The organism is Bradyrhizobium sp. GW821-FHT13H05 (assembly GCF_058804065.1).
This window is the reverse complement of record NZ_JBXAPO010000007.1, coordinates 47,873-68,852: the sequence shown is the minus strand read 5'-3', so window position 1 is coordinate 68,852 and position 20,980 is coordinate 47,873. Positions and strand designations below refer to the sequence as shown.

The window sequence follows — 20,980 nt, the reverse complement described above, 5'->3', positions numbered from 1 at the left end:
ATAGGCACGCTCTTCGAAGCGCGCTAGTGCACGTCGTGCACCGCGCGGCTGTCCTTCGGGGCCTGCTCACGATCGTTCATGCTGTAGTCCCTGACCACGCTGGCGATGCGCAGGTGATAATCGGCGAAGATCTGCGCCCTGCCCTTGGCCTGGGTGCGGCGGTGCTCCATCGTATTGCGCCAGGCCTGGACTGCTGCTTCGTCCCGCCAGAACGACACCGACAGGATCTTGCCCTTCTCGGTCAGGCTCTCGAAACGCTCGACCGAGATGAAGCCGTCGATGGTCTGCAGGATCGGCTTCAGATCGGCCGCGAGGTCGAAATAGGTCTGGCGGTGTTCCGGCTTGGGCCAGACTTCGAAGATCACGGCGATCATGGGCGTCTCCTCATCGTTGGTGGCCTACAATACCACCTTGCGCAAAAACGTGCGCTCTTCGGCGAGGATGAATTTGTGCTCCTCGGCGAAATGGAAATTCGCCATGCCTTCCGCATCCTGTCGCAGCCGGGCGCGATAGGCTTCATAGGCGGCCAGACTTTCGAAGGTGATCAGCGCGAAGGCGATGTTGTTGGTGCCTTCGTGCGGCATGAAATAGCCGATCAGGTCGCCGCCGCATTTCGGGATGATGGTGAGCCAGCGTTTTGAATACTCCTCGAACTGCGCGCGCTTGAAGGGATCGAGCTGGTAGCGGATGAAGACGGTGACGGACATGGTGGGCTCTCCTGGTTTTCCCGTCATTGCGAGCGCAGCGAAGCAATCCAGGAATCCCCCCGCGGGGACAGTCTGGATTGCTTCGTCGCTGCGCTCCTCGCAGTGACGACGTGTTGAGAGACTACTGGCTTGCCCGACCACAATGCTTCGGCTACCATCGAAGCATGAAATCAGGACCCGACATCGCCATGATCGCCGCGCTGGTCGGCGACCCCGCCCGCGCCAACATGCTCACGGCGCTGATGAACGGACGCGCGCTCACCGCGAGCGAGCTGGCGCAGGAGGCCGGCATCACGCCGCAGACCGCGAGCTCGCATCTCGCCAAGCTCGAAGCCGGCGGGCTGGTGGAGCCGGAGAAGCAGGGCCGCCACCGCTACTACCGCCTCACCGACGACGACGTCGCCGGCGTGCTCGAGGGGCTTGCGGGCCTTGCCGCGCGCACCGGCCATATGCGCGTGCGCACCGGGCCGAAGGATCCGGCGCTGCGGCGCGCGCGCATCTGCTACGACCATCTCGCCGGCGATCTCGGCGTGCAGATGCTCGACACCATGCGCGAGCGAAACCTGGTCAGGCAGAAGAAGCAGGACATCGAGCTGACGGCCGAGGGTGAGCGCTTCCTGGCAAAGCATCTGCAGATCTCGGCCGAGATGCTCGCCCATCCCCGCCGCCCTGTCTGCAAGGCCTGCCTCGACTGGAGCGAGCGGCGCCACCATCTCGCCGGCACGCTGGGGGCCGCCATGATGCAGCGCTTCGCCGAGCTGAAATGGGCCGCGCGCGACGCCACGCCCGGCAGCCGCGTGGTGAATTTCACCCGCACCGGCGAAAAGCAGTTCGCCGCGCTGTTCGGGAATGGGAAGGACTGATCACGCGAGATGCGTGCGACCGCACATTTGCGTGTGAACTCTCCCCGTCGTCATGGCCGGACTTGACCCGGCCATCCACGCCTTTGTTGCGGCTGGCACGTGGATGCCCGGGACAGGCCCGGGCATGACGGAGACCTTCATGAACCGCTTCCTCCCGGCCGCGCTCGCTGCCGCCCTCCTTGCTAGCTCGTTTGCATCCCATGCCGCCGACACCGCCCCGCGCGAGCCCTACGGCATCGCGCTCGAAGGCTTTGCCTATCCCTACCCTGTGCAACTGCTCCCCGTGGTCAATGACGGCGAGCAACTCAGCATGGCCTATATGGACGTGGCGCCTGCGCAGCCGAACGGCCGTACTGTCGTGCTGCTGCACGGACGCAATTTCCCGTCGAGCTATTGGGCGCCCGTGATCAAGATGCTGAGCGAGGCCGGTTTCCGCGTCGTGGTGCCGGACCAGATCGGTTTCGGCAAATCCTCCAAGCCCCTGGGTGAACTGCATTTCGACACGCTGGCGCGCAACACCATCGCGCTGCTCGACCATCTCAAGATCGACAAGGCGGAGGTCGTCGCGCATTCGCTCGGCGGCATGCTGGGCGTACGCATCGCCCGCGCCTATCCGGACCGTGTCGCGCACCTTGTTCTGACGGCCCCCATTGGGCTCGAGGACTACCGCCTCTACGTGCCGCCGACGCCGACCGAGAAGATCATCGAGAGCGAGGACAAGCTCACCGCCGAGGGCTACCGAAAACAGCTCCAGACCAATTACGCGATCAAGCTGCCGCCGGATCAGATCACGCCCTTCATCGATGCCCGCTTCAACATCAAGGGCAGCCCCGATTACCCGCGCTGGCTGCGCGCCTTCGTCAGCTCCGGCCAGATGATCTATCGCGAGCCTGTGGCGCACGAGGTCGCACTCATCACCGAGCCGACGCTGTTCATCATGGGCGCCGACGATCACAACGCGCCGGGCCGCCCCCTCGCGCCGGAGGCGCTGCGCGCCAAGATGGGCGAGAATGCCGAGCTCGCGAAGGCGCTCGCCGCGAAGATGCCGAACGCGCGGGCCGTGGTGATCCCCAACACAGGCCATCTCGTCTTCCTTGAAGCGCCGGAGAAGTACAGGGAGCTGGTGCTGGGTTTTCTCGGGCGCTAGCGACAGGTACGTGTCCCCCAAGGCAGGATGCGGGGAACGTTCATGCCGCATTCAGGTCATGATTGGCAGATTTGGATCGCGACGTGTCGGCACGTATCTCCGAGATTTAACGTGTCGAATCGTGTCTTTTGATTCATTGTGCGCCGCAAGCGCGCTGTCCCCTGAGAATCTGCCCCAAGGACGAGAAGGAAGGTCAAATGAAATATCTCTTCGCCGCCGTGATGCTCGCGAGCGCGGTCGTCGGTTTTAGCGAAGCGGCCAGCGCCGCTGGCGGCTGCGGCCCCGGCTGGTATCGCGGCCCGTATGGTGGCTGCCGCCCGATGGCCGGACGCCCGCCGGTCGTCGTGGTGGCGCCGGCTCCCGCGCCTGTCGTCGTGGTGCGCCCGCGCGTGTGCCCGTACGGCTTCCGCTGGTGGGGTGGCCGCTGCCGCCCGATCTGATCTCTTCTTTTCGCATTGCAAAATGGCCGCGCAGGATCAGCCTGCGCGGCCATTTCTTTGGGCGGCTGCAACGCATCGTCTTGCAACAGCGCCGAATCAAAACAGGGACCGCGACCCGCGGTCCCCGTTCAAAGCCTGGCTTGCGCGAAGCTTACCAATGGTGGCGATGCCAGCGCCGGCGGCGCCAGCCCCAGTGCCTGCGGCCCCAGCCCCGGTGACGGCCATGCCAGTGCACCTGCTCCGGCTTGAGCTGGGCGGCTTCCTCGCTGCTGGTGACCGCCGGATGAGCATCCGGATTGCCTTGCGGCATGCGGGGATCGCCGAGCGGCTGCGGCGCCAGCGGCGCGGCCTGTGCGGCGGCGGTGAACGCGGCGGCTCCGGCCGCGACGCCGAATGCGAGCTTCAGAAAATTGCGGCGTTCCATGATGTCTTCCTCTCGGGCAAGCGTTGCATGATGCGGAGGAAGTGTCGGGCTCGCGACATGAACTGCGGCTGAATCGCGCGTTCAGATTCATTGCAACGGTGACAGGAAGGGTCCGTAGCCCGGATGGAGCGAAGCGCAATCCGGGGCCGACGAAGCCTCACGCGAAAATCCCGGATTGCGCTGTGCTCCATCCGGGCTACAAGACCGCGGCTACTTCGCAAACTCCTGCGCCAGCACCAGCGTCTCGCGCGTGCGTTTCACGTCGGGCCAGTCACCTCGCCGCAAAACTCATCTATCCCGTGACGATAGAGATCACCCAGCCCGGCAGTGATCGCGCCTCCGTCGATGAAAGACCAGTATAGTCCTATCTGCAAGACGCATTGGAATGACCACTTTCAAACACTCCACCTATTCAGGAGAGTACCGTGAACAAATGGCAGCGATTGGCGCGGGCGTTGCGAGCGCTCAGATACCTTCTCGTGTTCTGCGGTCTGGCCGGACAATCGGCCTACGCCGACGGCTCCGTGTCGTCCCTGCATATGGGCTACGGCGCGGCCACTCCAGCCGAATTTGATCACTTCCTGGCAGTGATCCAGCAGTACAACGCGTCGGGTGAGCGCTTTCGCATCGACGGCCATTGTCAATCGGCCTGCACGATGTTCCTGTCCATACGCAATGTCTGCGTCATGCCGGGCGCCACCTTGTTGTTTCACGCGGGCGGATCCATGAAAAAGGGCATTATCAGCCCGTCGCGCACGCAACAAATGGCCAGCACATATAACGCCGCATTGCGCCAATATGTCACCGAGAACCATTTCATGGACACCTTCGCCTTCCATTCGATCTCGGGAAGCGAAATCGTCAGGCGCTTCGGCTATCCGGCGTGCCGGTAAGCCGGCGGAGCACGCTACGCACAAAAAACATCTCCCCTCTGTCGGAACGTCCGCTCCTCATCCGTCCTCTGCCCAGACAGCGAGGAGACGCCGCATGCCCGACCTCACCCTCACCACCTTCGACTGGGTTCCCCCGCCCCCGCGCGGCTTCGTCCGCGACCTTCGCGTCCGCTGGGCGCTCGAAGAAGCCGCCCTGCCCTATCGCGTCGCGAGAGTGTCCGGCGACAAGGGCCCCGCACATCTCGCGCACCAGCCGTTCGGCCAGGTGCCGTGGCTGACCGACGGCGATCTCTCGATCTTCGAGAGCGGCGCGATCCTGCTGCATCTGGGACAGCTCAGCACCAAGCTGATGCCGTCAGATCCGCGCGGCCGCAGCGATGCGACGGAGTGGGTATTCGCGGCGCTCAATTCGGTGGAGATGGCGAGCCTGCCCTGGACGATGTCGAAGTTCATGGGACATCCGACCGACACGGCGGCCTGGAAATTCGTCGACGATTTCCTCAAGCTTCGCCTCAAGCATCTCGAACCGGTGTTGGCGGAGCGCGAATGGCTCGCGGGCTCCTTCTCCGTCGCAGACATCCTGATGTCGGACGTGCTGCGCGTCGTCGATAGTCAGGGCGGACTGGCGGACAGCCCCGCCTGCCGCGCCTACGTCGCGCGCGCCACCGGGCGGCCGGCATTCGTCAAGGCGCATGCCGACCAGATGGCGCATTTCGCAGCGGCGGATGTGGCGCGCTCGTAGCTCGTAGGGTGGATTAGCGAAGCGTAATCCGCCAATGCATGTCTCAACACAGATGGTGGGTTACGCTTCGCTAATCCACCCTACGCACCGTACACTGCGCGATACAGTGCATCACACCAATTTCATCGGCGTGTCCTCAACCACCCGAAGGTTGATCCTGCCGATCAATTGTGCACGAAGCGCCTCCGCGGCTTGGATAGCCTCGTCCGTCTGACGCAACGTGCTGACATTCGAGCCGAGCGAAACAATTCCGCCGAGCACCAGGGCGATCGATCCGAGTGCGGCGGTCTGCCCCGTCCCTAACAGGCCGAGGATCGTGATCAGCAGTAGCGCGACTCCACTGCCAACGGCGATCTTGGACGCCAGAATGTACTTCCGGCACCGTTCGGCGATCGCGGCCAGTGCCTCGATCCGGGCTTCGATGTCGGAAATCTCGTCGCTGGAATCGTCTTCGGTCATTCGAGTTAGGTCGAGGATGCCAAATCAGAAACGGAGCCAGTAGCCCGCATGAGCGAAGCGACATGCGGGACCAAGGCGAAACCCGGATTTCGCTACGCTCCATCCGGGCTGCGTGTCCTCACAACGGCAAATTGTCGTGCTTCTTCGCCGGCGTTTCCACCTTCTTGTCCTTCAGCATCGACAGCGCCCTTGCGATCCGCTTGCGCGTCGAGTGCGGCATGATGACGTCGTCGATGTAGCCGCGCTCCGCTGCGATGAACGGCGACAGGAAGCGGTCTTCGTATTCCTTGGTTCTTGCTGCGATCTTGTCGGGGTCGCCGATGTCACTGCGGAAGATGATCTCGACCGCGCCCTTGGCGCCCATCACCGCGATCTGGGCGGTCGGCCAGGCGTAGTTCATGTCGGCGCCGATTTCCTTCGACGCCATGACGTCGAAGGCGCCGCCATAGGCCTTGCGGGTGATGATCGTGACCAGCGGCACGGTGCACTGCGAATAGGCGAACAGCAGTTTTGCGCCGTGCTTGATCAGGCCGCCATATTCCTGCGCGGTGCCCGGCAGGAAGCCCGGGACGTCGACGAAGGTGACGATCGGAATGTTGAAGGCATCGCAGAAGCGGACGAAGCGCGCGGCCTTGCGGGAGGCGTCAGAGTCGAGCACGCCGGCCAACACCATCGGCTGGTTGGCGACGAAGCCGACGGTGCGGCCGGCGATGCGGCCGAAGCCGGTGACGATGTTTTTCGCGAACAGGTCCGCGATCTCGAAGAAGTCGCCCTCGTCCACGACCTTGAGGATCAGCTCCTTCATGTCGTAGGGCTTGTTCGGATTGTCGGGGATCAGCGTGTCCAGGGACATGTCGACCCGGCCGATGTCGTCAAAGCTCGGCCATTCCGGCACGCCGTCGGTGTTGTTGGACGGCAGGAAGTCGATCAGGCGACGCATCTGCAGCAGCGTCTCGACGTCGTTCTCGAAGGCACCGTCCGCGATGGAGGAGCGCGTGGCGTGCACCGAGGCGCCGCCGAGCTCTTCGGCGGTCACGACCTCGTTGGTGACGGTCTTCACCACGTCGGGGCCGGTGACGAACATGTAGCTGGTGTTCTTCACCATGAAGATGAAGTCGGTCATGGCCGGCGAATAGACGTCGCCGCCGGCGCAGGGACCCATGATGACGGAGATCTGCGGGATCACGCCGGAGGCGAGCACGTTGCGGCGGAACACGTAGGAATAGCCGGCGAGCGCGGCGACGCCTTCCTGGATGCGGGCGCCGCCCGCGTCATAGAGGCCGATGATGGGCGCCCGCGCCTTCATCGCCATGTCCTGGAGTTTTGTGATCTTCAGCGCGTGCGTTTCCGACAGCGAGCCGCCGAACACGGTGAAGTCCTTGGCAAAGACGAACGTCTTGCGGCCGTTGACGGTGCCCCAGCCGGTGACGACGCCGTCGCCGGGGATCTTGTTCTTCTCCATGCCGAACTCGGTGGAGCGGTGCTCGACGAACATGTCGAACTCCTCGAACGATCCCTTGTCGAGCAGCAGCTCGATGCGCTCGCGGGCGGTCAGCTTGCCGCGGGCGTGCTGCGCCTCAATGCGCTTCTCCCCGCCGCCGAGCTTTGCGCCGGCACGACGATCTTCAAGGGCGTCCAGAATATTCTTCATTTGCTCCCGCCAGTTCTTAGCCTAAATGCGATTGGCGGGGGTTCTAACACGGCATTTTGCGGGCCGGGAAGCCGCTTTCGGCGCCGCAGGGCTGCCTTGAAGCAGCGCCAAAGCGCAAGGAATTACAAAGTTTTGCCCGGGAGGCGACGATGGACCAAGGAACGGCGGAAACCGGCTCTGTGACCGGCGGTGTCAACATCCTGCTGCGGCTGGAGGGCCTGACCCTGTTCTTGGGCATGGTGATGCTCTACTGGGCCTGGGACGGCTCTTGGGCAGTGTTTGCCCTGCTCTTCTTCGTCCCCGATCTAAGCTTCCTGGCCTACCTGTCAGGCGCCAAATTCGGCGCGCTGGCCTACAATGCCGCCCACAGCTACATGGCTCCCGTGGCGCTGCTGACGCTGGGTTTCGGCCTCACTTCGCCGCTCACCTTGTCCATCGCCTTGATCTGGCTCGCCCATATCGGCATCGACCGGGCGCTCGGCTATGGCCTGAAATATTCGGCCGGGTTCGGCTTCACCCATCTAGGCCGGATCGGGCGGCAGAAGGACGCCTGACCTCAAATTTAGCCCCGCTGCGGCTGACCGCGTAGCCCGGATTTCGCTCCGCTCCATCCGAGCTACGAAGCCGCATTTACCGCGCCAGCCAGTTGACCGGGCCAGCCGATTCAGGCTTGCTCGGGGCTTACGATCAGGCGCCGAATGTTGCGTGAGCCCAGTCGGTACGGCGGCGGTCCATCTCTTCTGACTGCAAGCATCACCCTCATGTCCGCGACGGTCGTCCCACTGCCGCCGAACTCATCGTCCGAAACCGTCGATTTCCTGCGGCGCATGGCCAGCATGGTGTCAGGGCGGAACGGCGAGATGCTGTTGCGCGCGGCGAGCCTGATCGAGTCGCTGGCACAGCGCGCGATGACGGCCGAGCGGCTCTATCACCAGCAGCAGGAAGAGAGCACGCGCAGCACCGAGCTGCGCGAGGCCGCAGAGCTCGCCTCCGACGCGATGGTCAGCCAGATCGAGGCGCTGCGGGCACAGCTGGCCGACGTCACTGCGGCCGCTGCCGCCGAGCGCGCTGCGTTCAATGCCGAGCGCGGCAAGCTGCTCTGCCTGATGCAGGATGCCGAAAGCCATATCGGCAAGCTCACCTCCGAGCTGGACAGCTTGCGCGCCTCCGTGGACAGCTTCAACGAGACCGTGGTCTCCGTGCCGATCGAGGTGCTGCGGCTGGCGCGCACCCAGTTCGATGTCCTTTCCGAAGGTTTTGCCCGCAAGGGCGACGTGATCTCGCAGGCGATGAGCGAGATCGGCGGCTTTGCCATTGACCAGGCGCTGACGGTGAAGAAGACGGCCGACAGGCCCTGAGGCCAGGGTAGTCCCATTTGACATTATTGAAGCTGTGAACCTGCTCGACTTTCATGGTTCGAGACGCCCGCTTCGCGAGCTGCTCACCATGAGGAGCACATGAGAGTCGATGCCAGCTCCACATACTCCGTCATTGCGAGCGCAGCGAAGCAACCCAGAATCGTTCCGCGGAGGGACTCTGGATTGCTTCGCTGCGCTCGCAATGACGTGGTGAGAGTTGCGCTCCCAACAACGAGGACAAACCCTACGGCTCACCCGCCTTGAACGGCTCCTGCTTGTCCGGCGGCACCGTCTCCTCGGCCATGGCGAGCAGCATCGCGACCATCACGTAATTGCCTGATACCGCGGTGAGGTCGACGATCTGCTGGTCGTTGAAGACCTTCTTGGCCCGCGCGTAAGTCTCGTCGGTGACCTTTTTGGTCGTGGTGATCTCGGTGACGAAGTCGTAGACCAGCGCTTCATCCTCGGCCATCTTCGACGGCCGCTTGTTGGCCTTCAGCTCCGCGATGATGTCGGCGGACAGGCCCGCCTTGGCCGCGAGCGGCGCGTGGGCGAACCATTCCACCTGCGAGCGCCACTGCCGGCCGATGATCAGGATCGCAAACTCGTTGAGTTTTGTCGGGACCGAGGTTTCCCAGCGCAGATAGTAGAACAGGTCGAACAGGCGCTGGCCGAGCACGGGGCTGCGGATCATCGGATTGTAGGGCCCGCCGATGCCGACGCTCGACACCTTCATGATCTGCTCGCCGAGCGGCTTCTGCTTGGCATCTAGCTGATCCATGGTGAGCTGCGGAAAGCGCGGCTCCTTGCTGGTGGCGGGCGCAGCAAACATCGTGGCGGCAAGCCAGCCGCCCGCGGCGGCGAGCGTAAGCGACGACAGCCAGAGCGGCGTTGAGTTCATTATGTCCTCCCGACCTTTTTCTTTGCTTGGTCGGGAGGATGCTAATCGAGCGGGTTCGCGCGCGCCAGCTAGACCGCGCCGATCTCGGCAAGGCAGGCTTGCGTCAGCGTCATGCGGGCCTCGATGTGGCGCTGCTCGGGGCAATCCATGTTGAGCGCGAACACGGTGTGCGCCTCGCCCTTCTCGGCCCAGCCGACCATCCAGCCGAGCGAGCCCTGCTCCCGTCCGGTCAAGCCCGACTTGGCGCGAATGACGCTGTCGCCGACCTTGGTCACCGGCAAAATGTCAGCCACGAGATCCTGGCTGCGTTTGGAAATCGGCAGCGCCCGGCGGCGCAGCCGGTCGACGAAATCGATCTGCTCGACCGGATCGATGCGCAAGGCACCGGTGAGCCAGAACTGGTCGATGCCGCCGCCGATGTCGCGATTGCCGTAGTCGAGCAGGTCGACATATTTCTGCATGCGCTCCTGGCCGATGCGACGCGCGATCTCCTGATAGACCGGCACCGCACTCACCGCGATCGCGCTGCGCAGCGTGTGATCCTTGTTCCAGGCCTCGATCGGGCGCTTCACGCCGTCCCAGGGAAACACGTCCTTGTCAGGGTCAGAGACGACGCCGGTCTCGAGCGCGATCAGCGAGTTCGGGATCTTGAAGGTCGAGGCCGGCAGCTTCGCTTCGCCGGAGCGTTCCTTGTCGCTGGCGACAATCAGATAGTCCTCGACCTTGTAGCCGACGAAGGTGCCTGACGTGCCGAGGTCGGTGAAGCGTTTTGCCAGGCTGCCGCGGATCTCGTTACGCGGCGGCGCGACGTGGGCGAGCGCGCGCTGCGGCAGGATCGTGGCTGCGGCGAGAAGGCCGAGAGTGGAACGGCGGGTCAGCACGGGCGATGTCCGTTGAGCGATGGAATTGGCGCCGACCATGCAGCCGCCATCGTGGTGAAACGATGACAGCGCGTCAGCGCCCCCGACCCGACAGCCGCAGCACGAACACCAGCACCTCGGCCACGGCCTTGTAGAGATCCGGCGGGATCTCCTCGCCAAGCTCGACCTTGGAGAGCGCGCCGGCCAAAATCTCGTTCTCCTCGATCGGGATGTCGTTGGCCTTGGCGATCTCGACGATCTTTTCGCCAATCGTGCCGCGGCCCTTGGCGACGACGACAGGCGCGTTGCTGCCCTTCTCGTAGTGCAGCGCGATAGCGAGCTTGGAGGGATCGCTCATGTGGCGCGATCCAGAAAATGGCCGGCGCGGGCCGGTGCCGGTTGCGGCGGTGTGCCGTCGCGTACGACGATATCGCCGGGCTTGAGTTCGGCCCTGGTCATCGCCTGGCTGAGCTCGCCGATGCCGGCGCGCAGCTGCTGCGCGGTCGCCGGCCGCTCCGCCCACATCCGGACAAAGGTCTTGTCGCCGTTGAGCGTGATCAGCGCATGGACGGGGCCGGCCGGCTCGACATTGAGCGTGAAGCGCGCGCGCCAGGCGCGCTTGGCGGGATCGGAGGACTCATTGCCGCCGTCGCGCGAGATCTCGAACTGCGCCATCGCGGTGCCCTGCGGCGTCGCGAACGGAATCTCGAAATTCCACTGCGGCACGGTGGAGTCGATGCGATGGCCGGAGGCATCGGTGCGATCGGGGAGCGAAGCGACCTGGAGCAGCGTCTGCCGCGCAATCGCGGCATCAGTGTCGTCGAGCAGACGGTGCACCGTCGCAGCCAGCGGCGTATCCGGCGCGAGCGACGGCGAGGCGATCGACTGCGGCGACGGCAGCGCGCCGCGGAACGGCGGTGGCGTCGTGCGCGCGGCGGCCTCGAGGAGGTGGCCATCCGGCACGGCCTTGTTGGAGCCCGGTACATTGCCGATCATGCGCGGCAGGTTTTGCGTGACCTCTTGCAAAAGGCTCGCGGCAAGGCCGGCGGACATGGTGCGCGGCACCGCGGTCTGCGGAGCGCCACCCGCCATCTCTGCCAGCACGGCGGCTGCGAGCGCAGCGCCGCGCGGCAGTTGCGCCTGTTGGGCGAGCTCCGTATCGGGCGACGGCAGCGCCGCCTGAGCGGCCTCGCCCGCTGCCTGAAGTGCGGAAGCTGCGGTCTGCGGGGTCGCCGCGGCGCTTGCCGGCTGCGCGACGCCTTGCGCCGGCGCCTGCGGCAAGCCGGTCTCGAGCGTGGTCAATGTCTGGCGCAACACCAACAGCGCCGCCTTCAGATCGGGCGTCGTGCCAGAGGATGGCGTAGCACCCGCGGCCAAAGAGGCTTCGAGAAACAGGCCGGACTTCTGGAAGGCGGACTCGATATCGCCACCATCAAGCCCGGGGTTGAGCGGCGTCTGCTGCGCCAGCACGTCCAGCACCGCCTGCTTCAGTCCCGCCGGCAGATCGCTGCCGGTGACGACGGACGCCAGATTGGCGAACAGCGGCGCCTGGCTGCCCTGCTTGGTCACGGCTTCGGCCGAGGCGACGGTGACGGCGACCTGCTCCAAAGGCGTCAGCGTGTTACGTGCCGCGGTCGCGGACGGCGCAAGTGATGGACTATCCACCAGCGAGGCTGCGGCCGGCGTCAGCGTGATCTGATCCGCCGATGCCTCGCCTGCCCCGTTCATGACCGCGAGGCGGATGGTGCCGTCGTTCTGCGACACCGCGAGCTGGAGGTTCTGCCCCGGCGTCAGCGACACTTCAGACATCACGTCCATCGACAAATTGGCGATCGCGATCCGCACCAGATTGTCGGCGAGGACGCTGACGACCCTGGCGTCGACGACGCTGCCTGCCTGAAGCACGAGATCGGGCGTCACCGCATCAGCCACGGGGCTGGCAGCACTGACGGGAACGATCGAGCTTATCGGCGTCGGCATCTCAAGGGGGCCCTGGGAACGCTGGTCCCCACCCTAAGGCCGCCCTCGTAAACCTCTCGTTAAGGACCTTTGGCCGCTTGTGGCTTCACCGCGGCTAAAACCGCCACGGCGGCCTGAAAATCCTTCAAGCGGGCGGCGCGGCGGGCGGCCGCCTCCTCGTCCACGCCCCATTTCTCGATGTTCCAGTCCTCGTCGACATGAGCGGCGTCCCAGACCTGGCCGGCATCACGCACGCCGTGGGCCAGCGCCAGCGCCAGCAGCGCCGAGCCGGTCAGGGTCGTCACCACATGGAGCGCCGCGACCGACCAGGCATCCCCGGGCAGTGCAGCGCGGGCGGCCTGGAGCGCCTCGTCCGGCTGCTTCACATGCATGACGCCTTCGGACAGGATGAAATGCGCCCCCAGCGTCTCCGCGGCCCAGAACAGCACGGGGTCCCAATGTGCGGCTTCGCGGGCGACCAGCCCCTCGGGATGACCGGCGCGATAGAACAGCAGGTCGGACTCGAAGTATTTTGCGAGATCCTCGACTACGAGCTCGACACGGTCGACGACGCCCTCCACCACGCTGTTGGCGATCCGCGTCAGCGACATGGTCACGGGATCGATGGTCTCGCCCTGGGCCGCCCATTCGGCGGCGACCGCTTCGGCCAGCGCGCGCGAAGGGATCACCACCTGGCGGCCGGAGGGCGTACGGATCGCCTTGCCGTCGAGCGTGATGGCAAAGCCGCCCTCGGCCTCGGTGACGCCCGCCTCCTTGTAGAAGCGCTTGCGCAGCGGTGCGCGCGCGGCCTGGCGGATCGATTCCCGTGGATCGCGCGGGGGTTGCCCCGCAGCCTCGTCGAACAATTCGCGCATGTCAGTTTTCGGCCCTACTCGCTCGGTGCTAGGCTTGTACGATAAGACCGGCGCCCGATAAAGCGAGCGGCAGGCATGAGGGAACTTGCGGGCATTGTGGCCCTGTTTGCGGGACTTTGGCTGGCCGCGGCAGAGGCTGGCTTCCGTACCCCGGAATCGCTGGTGCGCAACGTCTACGCCTATTACGGAACGGGCGCGCCGGAACTGTCAAAAGGCCTGCCGCGCGATGCCGTGACCGCCCGGCAATTCTTCGACTCCAGCCTGCGCAAGGTGTGGTCCGCGCCAAGGGCGGAGCCCTACGACTTCCTGGTGCAAAGCCCGAACTGGAAGCTCGGCCCGGTCGCGATCGCGGTCGTCCGCAGGCAATACGACAAGACCTATGTCGCGGCGAATTTCGACAATCACGGCCGCCGGGTGACGCTGAACTTCGTGCTGGTCAACGGGCCCGAGGGCTGGCTGATCGCCGATGTCGAGAGCCCACATGATAGCTTGCGGATGTTTCTGGAGCAGTTTCGGAATTGAGGGCGCAGCCACAGCTGCCTCCACACCGTCATTGCGAGCGTAGCGAAGCAATCCAGAATGTATCTGCGGAGACAGTCTGGATTGCTTCGTCGCAAGGGCTCCTCGCAATGACGGGGCCAATAGCCGGGCTCGCCCCCTACTCCTCCGGCGCGTTCTCGATCGGATCGAACCGGCTTGCATCGAGCCCGAGCAGATTCCACGACTGCTGCATGTGCTGCGGCAAAGGCGCGGTGGCGTCGATCACGCCGCCGCGCGGATGCGGAATGACGATGCGGCGTGCGAGCAGATGCAGCCGGTTTTGCAGGCCGCCCGGCAGCTGCCAGTTCTCGATGTTGAAATATTTGGGATCGCCGACGATGGGATGGCCGATATGCTCCATGTGCGCGCGCAGCTGGTGGGTGCGTCCCGTCACCGGCTTCAGCGATACCCAGGTCAGCTTGTTGCCGGCGGTCTCGACCACCGCGTAGTAGGTCACCGCGTGGCTGGCGCCCTCGTCGCCGTGCTGGGCGATGCGCATGATGGTGTCGTCCTCGCTCTCTTCCTTCGCAAGGAAGGTCGAGATGCGGCCCTGCTTCGGCTTCGGCAGGCCCGGCACCAGCGCCCAATAGGTTTTGCGCGCCGACCGCGAGCGGAACGCGCCGGTCAGGTGTGAAGCCGCGAACCGTGTCTTCGCGATGAGCAGGCAGCCGGACGTATCCTTGTCGATCCGGTGCACAAGCCGCGGCTTCTGCCCCTTGGAGTCGCGCATCACCTCCAGCATCTGATCGATGTGGCGCGTCGTGCCGGAGCCGCCCTGCACCGCAAGCCCGAACGGCTTGTTCAGCACGAGGACGTCGTCGTCCTCGTAGATCGTCATCTCCTTCAGCGCGGCAAGCGTCTTCTGCGCGGCTTCCGAGAGCTCGCTGACGGCCTTCGGCGTATCGAGCTTCAGCGGCGGAATACGGACGCTCTGGCCCTCCTCCAGCCGGTCCTTGCTGTCGACGCGCTTGCCGTCGACGCGCAGCTCGCCTTTGCGGACGACGCGCTGGATGTGGGAGAACGACAGGCCGGGAAAGCGCGCTTCGAGGAAACGGTCGACGCGCATGTTGTTCTCGTCGGCCGTCACCTTGACGGTCTGCACCTTGGTCGGCAGCAGCGCCTCGACGGGTTTGGGCGGCGCAGACGTTTCCGGCGCAGCAGCTTTGGGCGGACGCCGCTCGGCGCGCTCGGCCGCAAAGCGTGGCGGCTTCGCACCCAGCTTGCCTGCCGGTCGTGGCCCCGCCTTCTTCGCAGTCCGCGCCTTGAACGGACGTGACTCATCGCGCTCGTCACGCGAACGGGGCTTTGGGTTCATTCTCTTGATACGGCGGCTCATGCAGTTTTTCCAAGCTTTCGTGTCGACTGCAGCGTGGACCGTCGCGGCAGCGACGCAACCTGCGCCCCCACCTCTTTTTCCGCGAGCCGCAGCTCATATTGCTGTTGCAGGTTCATCCAGAATTGCGGGCTCGTACCGAACCAGTGACCCAGACGCAGAGCAGTGTCAGCGGTGATGCCGCGCTGCCCGTTGATAATGCCGGTAATGCGATTGACCGGCACGTCGATCTGACGCGACAGCTCCGCGGCAGTGATGCCTAGTTCTCGCAGCTCTTCGGCAAGATGCTCGCCGGGATGAATAGGTGTACGGGGCATAAGCTTCCTTCAGTGATAGTCGACGATCTCTGCCTCGGTTGGGCCAGGCGATCCCTCCGGCCAACTGAAGCAGATCCGCCATTGATCGTTGATCCGGATCGAGAATTGTCCTGCACGATCGCCCTTCAAAGCTTCCAGTCGATTACCGGGCAATGCCGCCAAATCGGCTAAACTCGTGGCAGCGTCCAATCGATCAAGGCGCGTCTCTGCTTGGCGGGCAAATCCCGAGAATTCCTTGACGTGCTGGCCGGCGGCAAATCGCTCGGTGCGCTTGTCGCGGTAGCTGACGATCATGCCTGAGCAATAGCAAGATTTACGAGTTACGTAAATAGTAAATTCGATTGGAGGAGCTACTTCCCGCCCCGCTCCTTGCGCAGCTTCGCCCAATAATCCAGCCGCTTCCTGATCTCCCGCTCGAAACCACGCTCTGGCGGGTCGTAGAAGGTCTGGCGGCCCAGGGCTTCCGGAAAGTAGTCCTGCCCCGAAAAAGCGTCGGGGGCATCGTGGTCGTATTCGTAAGCTGCGCCGTAGCCCTCCGACTTCATCAGCTTGGTCGGGGAATTGAGGATATGCTTTGGCGGCAGCAGCGAGCCGGCGTGCTTGGCCGTCTGCATGGCGGCCTTGAAGGCGGTGTAGACCGCGTTCGATTTCGGCGCAGTGGCGAGATACACAACGGCTTGCGCGACGGCGAGTTCGCCCTCGGGGTGGCCGAGAAAGTCGAAAGCATCCTTGGCGGCATTGGCGATGACGAGCGCCTGCGGATCGGCAAGGCCGATGTCCTCGACCGCCATGCGCACGACGCGGCGGGCCAGGAACAGCGGGTCCTCGCCGGCGTCCAGCATGCGGCAGAGATAATACAGCGCGGCATCGGGATCGGAGCCGCGCACCGATTTATGCAACGCCGAGATCAGGTTGTAATGGCCGTCGGCGGACTTGTCGTAGATCGGCGCCCTGCGTTGCAGGATATCCTGCAACTGCGCGGCGTTGAAAATCTCGTCAGCGCGGGCCGAACGCCAGACCTCTTCGGCGAGCGTTAGCGATGCCCTTCCGTCGCCGTCGGCCATGCGCACCAGCACGGCGCGCGCCTCGGCATCGAGCGGCAGCTTCTTGCCCTCGACCTCCTCGGCATGCGCGAACAGCTTTTCGATCGCGGCGGCGTCGAGCGAGCGAAACACCAGCACGCGGGCACGCGACAAAAGCGCCGCGTTGAGCTCGAAGGACGGGTTTTCGGTGGTGGCGCCGACCATCACCACCGTGCCGTCTTCCATCACCGGAAGAAACGAATCCTGCTGGGCGCGGTTGAAGCGATGCACCTCGTCGACGAACAGCAGCGTGCCCTTGCCCATCTCGCGGCGGGCGCGCGCGGCGTCGAACGCCTTCTTCAGGTCGGCGACGCCGGAGAACACCGCGGAGATCTGCTCGAAATGCAAATCGGTAGCGTCCGCCAGCAGCCGCGCCACCGTGGTCTTGCCGGTGCCGGGCGGCCCCCAGAACACCAGCGAGCCCAGCGTGCGCGTCTCCAGCATGCGCGTCAGCGCGCCGTCGGGACCGAGGATGTGATCCTGGCCGACGACCTCCGACAGCGCACGCGGACGCAGCCGGTCCGGCAGCGGATGCGGTGCCTCGTGATCGAGCCCCGCCGCGGCAAAGAGAGTTGGCGTCTCCTGTGGTCGCTTCGAACTCATCCGCCCAGCGTGACGTTGATCTGCTGGCCGCCGCGCACCAGCGTGATGCGCCATATCCGCGGGCGCTCGCCTGCGGCCTTCTCGAGGTCGCCGGTCTTGCTGATCTTCTGGTTGTTGACGGCCAAAATGATGTCGCCCTTCTGGAAGCCGACATTGGCAGCCGCGCTGTCGCCGCCGAGATCGGCGATCACCACGCCTTCGGTGTCGGCGTCCAGATGCAGCTCGTCGGCAACCGCCGGCGTGATGGTCGAGACCTTCGCACCCTGGAACGGCGAACGCGCGGTGATGACGAGCTCGTTGCGACCGGTGTCGGGCGCGGTCTCCAGCGCAATCGTCACCTTGGCCGGCTTGCCGCCGCGCTGCACGTCGATCAGCGCGGTTCCGCCGAGCGGCCGCGTCGCGAAGCGGTAGTCGAAGGCATTGGGATCATCGACGGTCTGGCCGTCAATCCCGGTGATGAGGTCGGAGGACTTCAGGCCGGCCTTCGCCGCGGGGCTATTCGAGACCACGCTCGCGACCAGCGCGCCGGTCGGCGAGCGCAGGCCAAGGCTCTCGGCGATCTCCGGCGTCACCGCCTGCAGCTTCGCCCCCAGCCAGGGACGCTTCACCGCCTTGCCGCCGCCCTTGGCGGAGGCGACCACGACGCGCACCATATTGGCGGGAATCGCAAAGCCGATGCCCTGCGAGCCGCCGGAGCGCGAATAGATCGCAGTGTTGATGCCGGCAAGCTTGCCGCTCATGTCGACCAGCGCACCGCCGGAATTGCCGGGATTGATTGCCGCGTCGGTCTGGATGAAGAACTGGTAGTCGGTGATGCCGACTTGCGTGCGCGCCAGCGCCGAGATGATGCCGTGGGTCACGGTCTGGCCGACGCCGAAAGGATTGCCGATCGCGAGCACGACATCGCCGACCAGCAGCTCGTCGGAATTGGTGAAGTCCAGGGTCGGGAATTTCTCCTTGGTGTCCTTCAGCCGCAGCACGGCCAGATCCGTGCGCGGGTCCTTGAGCAGGATCTCGGCCTCGAACTCGCGCTTGTCCGACAGCGACACCTTGACCTGGTCTGCGCCCTCGATGACGTGGACGTTGGTGACGACGAGGCCGGCGGCATCGACGATGACGCCGGAGCCCAGCGAGCGCTGCATCTGCTCGGGCTGCTGGCCCGGCACGCCGAAGAAACGGCGGAAGATCGGGTCATCGAGCAGCGGATTGCGGTTCTGCACCACCTTGGCGGCATAGACGTTGACGACCGCCGGCTGCACCCGCTGCACGATTGGTGCATAGGACAGCCGCAGCTCGGCCGGCGAGGACGGGACGCGACGGTCCTGCGCCGCAGCCGGATTGAAGTGGGCCGAAAAGCCTATGCACAATGCCGTGACGGCGGCGGTCCAGGTCGATCGAAACATTCCTACCTCTCGGAAAAGACGCCGGAATATAGGCGCGTTCGCCCCCCAATAGAAGGGCGGCAGACGGCAATATTCACCCCCTTCCGGGTGTCTCCGGAATGCAATCCCTCCGTGCGAAATCACAAGCCGCCTGGCGCCACAGATTGGCATGACGCTCATCATCCAGCATTCTATCCCGTGGCGGATTCGGTTGCTGCGAATTTACATCAGTGGGAACCGCACAACCGGAGCGCGCCGTCGCGGGGCAGTCATCGATCATTCCTAGGCTCTCCGTTCGCGACTTGGGGAAGTTGGTCAAACGATGGAGGCGTAACGTGAGCAGGACAAGAATAGCAGCCACGGCGATTGGTCTCGCCGGCGCGCTCGTGGCCTCGCAGGCCCAGGCTCAATCGGCAAGCAGCAGCGAACAGGAGATCGCGCTGCTGAAGCAGCAGTTGAAGATGCTGGAGCAGAAGCTCGACAAGCTGCAGAGCCAGACCGCGGCGAACACGGCGGCCGCGGCGAAGACCAAAGCCGAGGCCAAGGCTGAAGCGAAGGCCGAGGCGCGTTCGGAGGCGAAGGCGGTCGTCGCCAATGCCAACGCGGCATTTCCGGTCAAGGGCACGGCGCCCCCAGCCGGCGTGATCGTAACGATGCCGAACAACCGGCCGACCATCTGCACGGCCGATGGCGCCAACTGCGTCGCCATCACCGGCCGCGTGCATTGGGATGTCGGCGGCTACGACTACCGCCCCAACACGGCGGCCACCGTGCCGCAGAAACTCGACAGCGGCGAGAACGTGCGTCGCGCGCGCATCGGTATCGCCGGCAAGTTCCTCGAAGACTGGAATTTCGCGCTGGTCTACGACTTCGGCGGTTCGTCTGACGGCTTCGGCGGTACGGGAGCCGCCGGCGCTACTCCCGTCGGCTTCCTGCCCGGCGGCGGCACATCCGGCATCGAGAACGCGTATATCAGCTACACGGGGCTGAAGCCGTTCGGCGGCAAGATGGCGATCGATGCCGGCGTGATGGATATCGCCTGGACCATGGATGAGTCCACGAGCTCCAACGACATTGCCTTCATGGAACGCGCCTCGGTCGGCATCATCGCGCAAAATATCGCCGCCGGCGACTTTCGTTCTGCGGTGGGCACTCGCTGGTACAACGACGTGTTCTTCGCTGGTGCTTACGTGACCGGCCCGACCACGGGTGCCATTCACTCGGCCTCGAGCGTTTCGCCTCCCGGGACCAGCGAGCAATACGGCGCGACCGCGCGCGTTGCGGGCCAGGTTGTCAGCGGCAAGGATTACTCGGTGCATCTCGGCGGCGACGCCCAATGGCTGATCCAGCCGCCGCGCAATCTGGTCGCGAACACGCAAACGCTCACGCTCAGCGATCGGCCCGAGCTGCGCATTGACCCCACGACCCTGATCTCGACCGGAGCCATCGCAAATGTGTCGGGCGCGCAGGTCTATGGCGTCGAAGCCGCAGCCACCTACGGATCGCTCTGGGTCCAGGGCGAATATTACTGGTTCAACATCGAGCGCAATGCGAATACCGCCGTGCCGCCTGTCGGCACGTCGAGCCTGAAATTCCAGGGTGGCTACGCACAAGCAGCCTACGTTTTGACCGGTGAATCCCGCAAGTACAATCCGGCCAATGCCGCCTATGGCGGCGTCAAGCCCGATCACCCGTTCTCACTCGCCGGCGGTGGCTGGGGTGCCTGGGAGATCGCCGGCCGCTACTCCACCATCGATCTGAACGACCAGCTCGCGACCGCCGCCGGCATCGCGGGTGGACGCCAGACGGTCTACACGCTCGCGCTCAACTGGTACGTCAACGGCAATGTCCGTTTCATGCTCGACTATCTGCATGGCACGGTGTCGAAGCAGACCTCAGCGGTGTCGGCAGCTGACGTCGGATCGAAGTTCGATGCGGTGGCATTGCGTACGCAATTCGCATTCTGAGCACACTCGTCGTCCCGGGGCGCGCGCAAGCGCGAACCCGGGACCGCGACTTGAAATCAGGCCGCGCGCTTTGGCTTCTTCACAACCACCGCCGGCGGCGGCGCGCAGGACAGCCGCTGCTGGTGGCTCTCGCCCCAAGCCTTCAAAATGTCGATCACCGGCCGCAGGCTCTCGCCGAGCTCGGAGAGGCAATACTCCACGCGCGGCGGCACCTCGGCATAGACCTTGCGGATGACGAGCTTGTCCTCCTCCAGCGCGCGAAGCTGTTTTGTCAGCATGCGCTGGGTGATGCCGGGCATCCGGCGGCGCAGCTCGCCAAAGCGCTGGGTGCCGTCCTGGAGGTGGTAGAGGATCACGCCCTTCCACTTGCCGTCGATCAGATCCAGCGTCGCCTCAACCGAGCAGCCGGGACGCCGGGTAAAATCTCGCCGCTTCATGCATATTTTTCCATTAGTATCCAAACAGGGACTATATCCC

The 20,980-nt window shown here is 64.8% G+C and carries 25 protein-coding genes; 9 read left to right on the top strand and 16 right to left on the bottom strand.

Translation table 11 applies throughout. From position 1 onward, the window contains the following. Positions 1-23: 23 nt before the first annotated feature. Positions 24-374, bottom strand: a complete 351-nt coding sequence (locus AC1RR3_RS22000; protein WP_492825207.1) for an antibiotic biosynthesis monooxygenase family protein — start codon at positions 372-374, stop codon at positions 24-26. A gap of 24 nt (positions 375-398) precedes the next feature. Beyond that, positions 399-707 (bottom strand): NIPSNAP family protein, encoded by a 309-nt coding sequence (locus AC1RR3_RS21995; RefSeq protein ID WP_018647290.1) that lies wholly within the window; start codon positions 705-707, stop codon positions 399-401. 164 nt (positions 708-871) lie between these two features. Here AC1RR3_RS21995 and AC1RR3_RS21990 point away from each other — a divergent pair, with 164 nt between their 5' ends. The 3 genes from AC1RR3_RS21990 to AC1RR3_RS21980 all read left to right on the top strand — a co-directional run bounded on the left by AC1RR3_RS21990 (position 872) and on the right by AC1RR3_RS21980 (position 3,157). After that, positions 872-1,570, top strand: a complete 699-nt coding sequence (locus AC1RR3_RS21990; RefSeq protein WP_492825206.1) for a metalloregulator ArsR/SmtB family transcription factor — start codon at positions 872-874, stop codon at positions 1,568-1,570. Between the two features lie 139 nt (positions 1,571-1,709). After that, a complete protein-coding gene (locus AC1RR3_RS21985) occupies positions 1,710-2,717 on the top strand; it encodes an alpha/beta fold hydrolase (RefSeq protein WP_492825205.1) in 1,008 nt (335 codons plus the stop codon). A gap of 197 nt (positions 2,718-2,914) precedes the next feature. Beyond that, positions 2,915-3,157 (top strand): GCG_CRPN prefix-to-repeats domain-containing protein, encoded by a 243-nt coding sequence (locus tag AC1RR3_RS21980; RefSeq protein WP_220010698.1) that lies wholly within the window; start codon positions 2,915-2,917, stop codon positions 3,155-3,157. 151 nt (positions 3,158-3,308) lie between these two features. Here the strand turns inward: AC1RR3_RS21980 and AC1RR3_RS21975 are convergent, their stop codons facing one another. Next, positions 3,309-3,581, bottom strand: a complete 273-nt coding sequence (locus AC1RR3_RS21975; protein WP_492825204.1) for a twin-arginine translocation signal domain-containing protein — start codon at positions 3,579-3,581, stop codon at positions 3,309-3,311. Positions 3,582-4,006: 425 nt separating this feature from the next. Here AC1RR3_RS21975 and AC1RR3_RS21970 point away from each other — a divergent pair, with 425 nt between their 5' ends. Further along, the gene (locus AC1RR3_RS21970; RefSeq protein ID WP_492825203.1) at positions 4,007-4,474 is read left to right on the top strand and encodes a hypothetical protein; all 468 of its coding nucleotides are present in this window, start codon (positions 4,007-4,009) and stop codon (positions 4,472-4,474) included. 94 nt (positions 4,475-4,568) lie between these two features. Next, positions 4,569-5,216 (top strand): glutathione S-transferase family protein, encoded by a 648-nt coding sequence (locus tag AC1RR3_RS21965; RefSeq protein ID WP_492825202.1) that lies wholly within the window; start codon positions 4,569-4,571, stop codon positions 5,214-5,216. A 111-nt stretch (positions 5,217-5,327) separates the two neighbouring features. On the opposite strand, the gene AC1RR3_RS21960 is transcribed toward AC1RR3_RS21965, so the two are convergent. Both AC1RR3_RS21960 and AC1RR3_RS21955 read right to left on the bottom strand, forming a co-directional pair. After that, positions 5,328-5,675: a hypothetical protein gene (locus AC1RR3_RS21960; protein ID WP_492825201.1), complete on the bottom strand. Its 348-nt coding sequence runs from the start codon at positions 5,673-5,675 to the stop codon at positions 5,328-5,330. Between the two features lie 118 nt (positions 5,676-5,793). Beyond that, positions 5,794-7,326 (bottom strand): acyl-CoA carboxylase subunit beta, encoded by a 1,533-nt coding sequence (locus AC1RR3_RS21955; RefSeq protein WP_211386629.1) that lies wholly within the window; start codon positions 7,324-7,326, stop codon positions 5,794-5,796. Between the two features lie 149 nt (positions 7,327-7,475). Here AC1RR3_RS21955 and AC1RR3_RS21950 point away from each other — a divergent pair, with 149 nt between their 5' ends. Both AC1RR3_RS21950 and AC1RR3_RS21945 read left to right on the top strand, forming a co-directional pair. Beyond that, positions 7,476-7,880, top strand: a complete 405-nt coding sequence (locus AC1RR3_RS21950) for a DUF4260 domain-containing protein (protein WP_492825200.1) — start codon at positions 7,476-7,478, stop codon at positions 7,878-7,880. A 207-nt stretch (positions 7,881-8,087) separates the two neighbouring features. After that, the gene (locus AC1RR3_RS21945; protein WP_492825199.1) at positions 8,088-8,684 is read left to right on the top strand and encodes a hypothetical protein; all 597 of its coding nucleotides are present in this window, start codon (positions 8,088-8,090) and stop codon (positions 8,682-8,684) included. A gap of 244 nt (positions 8,685-8,928) precedes the next feature. Here AC1RR3_RS21945 and AC1RR3_RS21940 read toward each other — a convergent pair whose 3' ends face one another. The 5 genes from AC1RR3_RS21940 to AC1RR3_RS21920 form a co-directional block, all read right to left on the bottom strand. Then, the gene (locus AC1RR3_RS21940; RefSeq protein ID WP_492825198.1) at positions 8,929-9,585 is read right to left on the bottom strand and encodes a carboxymuconolactone decarboxylase family protein; all 657 of its coding nucleotides are present in this window, start codon (positions 9,583-9,585) and stop codon (positions 8,929-8,931) included. Positions 9,586-9,653: 68 nt separating this feature from the next. Further along, positions 9,654-10,505, bottom strand: coding sequence for a class D beta-lactamase (blaOXA, locus tag AC1RR3_RS21935; protein ID WP_492825197.1), 852 nt, complete (start codon positions 10,503-10,505; stop codon positions 9,654-9,656). 34 nt (positions 10,506-10,539) lie between these two features. Next, positions 10,540-10,803 (bottom strand): EscU/YscU/HrcU family type III secretion system export apparatus switch protein, encoded by a 264-nt coding sequence (locus AC1RR3_RS21930; RefSeq protein WP_279662161.1) that lies wholly within the window; start codon positions 10,801-10,803, stop codon positions 10,540-10,542. Next, a complete protein-coding gene (gene fliK, locus AC1RR3_RS21925; protein WP_492825196.1) occupies positions 10,800-12,425 on the bottom strand; it encodes a flagellar hook-length control protein FliK in 1,626 nt (541 codons plus the stop codon). Before fliK ends, AC1RR3_RS21930 begins: the two co-directional genes overlap by 4 nt. A 59-nt stretch (positions 12,426-12,484) precedes the next feature. Then, positions 12,485-13,279, bottom strand: a complete 795-nt coding sequence (locus AC1RR3_RS21920; RefSeq protein WP_492825195.1) for an ATP12 family chaperone protein — start codon at positions 13,277-13,279, stop codon at positions 12,485-12,487. A 75-nt stretch (positions 13,280-13,354) separates the two neighbouring features. Here AC1RR3_RS21920 and AC1RR3_RS21915 point away from each other — a divergent pair, with 75 nt between their 5' ends. Beyond that, positions 13,355-13,801 (top strand): hypothetical protein, encoded by a 447-nt coding sequence (locus tag AC1RR3_RS21915; RefSeq protein WP_492825194.1) that lies wholly within the window; start codon positions 13,355-13,357, stop codon positions 13,799-13,801. Between the two features lie 136 nt (positions 13,802-13,937). On the opposite strand, the gene AC1RR3_RS21910 is transcribed toward AC1RR3_RS21915, so the two are convergent. The 5 genes from AC1RR3_RS21910 to AC1RR3_RS21890 are packed head-to-tail and all read right to left on the bottom strand — an operon-like array spanning position 13,938 to position 18,557. Further along, positions 13,938-15,155 (bottom strand): RluA family pseudouridine synthase, encoded by a 1,218-nt coding sequence (locus tag AC1RR3_RS21910; RefSeq protein WP_492825193.1) that lies wholly within the window; start codon positions 15,153-15,155, stop codon positions 13,938-13,940. Then, positions 15,152-15,469: a HigA family addiction module antitoxin gene (locus AC1RR3_RS21905; protein WP_492825192.1), complete on the bottom strand. Its 318-nt coding sequence runs from the start codon at positions 15,467-15,469 to the stop codon at positions 15,152-15,154. Before AC1RR3_RS21905 ends, AC1RR3_RS21910 begins: the two co-directional genes overlap by 4 nt. A gap of 9 nt (positions 15,470-15,478) precedes the next feature. Then, positions 15,479-15,763, bottom strand: a complete 285-nt coding sequence (locus AC1RR3_RS21900) for a type II toxin-antitoxin system RelE/ParE family toxin (RefSeq protein ID WP_492825191.1) — start codon at positions 15,761-15,763, stop codon at positions 15,479-15,481. Between the two features lie 56 nt (positions 15,764-15,819). After that, positions 15,820-17,154, bottom strand: a complete 1,335-nt coding sequence (locus tag AC1RR3_RS21895) for a replication-associated recombination protein A (protein ID WP_492825190.1) — start codon at positions 17,152-17,154, stop codon at positions 15,820-15,822. Beyond that, positions 17,151-18,557, bottom strand: a complete 1,407-nt coding sequence (locus AC1RR3_RS21890) for a DegQ family serine endoprotease (protein WP_492825189.1) — start codon at positions 18,555-18,557, stop codon at positions 17,151-17,153. The genes AC1RR3_RS21895 and AC1RR3_RS21890 overlap by 4 nt, the downstream gene beginning before the upstream one ends. Before the next feature lie 314 nt (positions 18,558-18,871). Here AC1RR3_RS21890 and AC1RR3_RS21885 point away from each other — a divergent pair, with 314 nt between their 5' ends. After that, entirely contained in the window at positions 18,872-20,503 is a 1,632-nt protein-coding gene (locus tag AC1RR3_RS21885) for an OprO/OprP family phosphate-selective porin (RefSeq protein WP_492825188.1), read from the top strand. A gap of 56 nt (positions 20,504-20,559) precedes the next feature. Here AC1RR3_RS21885 and AC1RR3_RS21880 read toward each other — a convergent pair whose 3' ends face one another. After that, on the bottom strand, positions 20,560-20,940 hold the full coding sequence (locus AC1RR3_RS21880) for a winged helix-turn-helix transcriptional regulator (protein ID WP_492825187.1): 381 nt from the start codon (positions 20,938-20,940) through the stop codon (positions 20,560-20,562). Positions 20,941-20,980 lie beyond the last annotated feature (40 nt).